Raw genomic sequence first — 1,043 nt, forward strand, 5'->3', positions numbered from 1 at the left:
TCGGCGTCGGCGTATGTGATCTATACGTCGGGGTCGACGGGGCTGCCGAAGGGTGTGGTGGTTCCGCAGGGTGCGTTGGTGAACTTCGTTGCTGCGATGGGTGATCGGTTCGGTCTGGGGGTGGGGGATCGGTTGTTGGCGGTGACGACGGTCGGTTTCGACATCGCGGGGCTGGAGTTGTTCGTGCCGTTGGTGCGTGGCGCGGCGGTGGTGGTGGCTGCTCGGGATGTGGTGCGGGATCCGGTGGCGTTGTGTGCGCTGGTGCGGTCTTCGGGTGCGTCGGTGATGCAGGCGACGCCGAGTCTGTGGCGGGCGGTGTTGGTGCAGGACGCTTCGGTGGTGGAGCGGTTGCGGGTGTTGGTGGGTGGTGAGGCTCTGCCGTCGGATCTGGCGGTGGAGTTGGCTGCTCGTGCGGTGTCGGTGGCGAACATGTACGGGCCGACGGAGACCACGGTGTGGTCGACGGTGTGGGATGTGGTGGGTGAGGCGGCGGGTTCGCCGCGGATCGGCCGTCCGATCGCGAACACCCGGGTGTATGTGCTGGACGCCGGTTTGCGTCCGGTTCCGGCGGGTGTGCCGGGTGAGTTGTACATCGCGGGTGAGGGTGTGGTGCGGGGGTACTGGCGTCGGCCGGAGCTGACGGCGGGGCGTTTCGTCGCGGATCCGTTCGGTTCGGCGGGTTCGCGGATGTATCGCACGGGTGACTTGGTGCGGTGGACGCGGGGCGGGGAGTTGGAGTACCTGTCGCGGGTCGATGACCAGGTGAAGCTGCGTGGTTTCCGGATCGAGCTGGGTGAGATCGAGTCGGTGCTCGCCGCGCACGGGCACGTGGCGCAGGCGGCGGTGCTGGTCCGCGAGGACCGGCCGGGGGACAAGCGCCTGGTGGCGTATGTCGTGCCCGCGGGGGAGGGCCGTCCGGTGGCGGCGGAGCTGCGGGCGCTGGCGGCGGGCCGGCTGCCGGAGTACATGGTGCCGTCGGCGTTCGTCGTGCTGGAGGCGTTCCCGTTGACGCCGAACGGGAAGCTGGATCGTCGTGCGCTGCC

The 1,043-nt window shown here is 69.4% G+C and carries 1 protein-coding gene; it reads left to right on the plus strand.

The window, feature by feature from the left end:
- The coding region (locus tag ACIRST_RS42450) for an amino acid adenylation domain-containing protein (protein ID WP_402810161.1) at positions 1-1,043 on the plus strand (1,043 nt) is incomplete at both ends.

This window comes from Kitasatospora sp. NPDC101447, from assembly GCF_044767225.1.
Lineage (GTDB): Bacteria > Actinomycetota > Actinomycetes > Streptomycetales > Streptomycetaceae > Kitasatospora.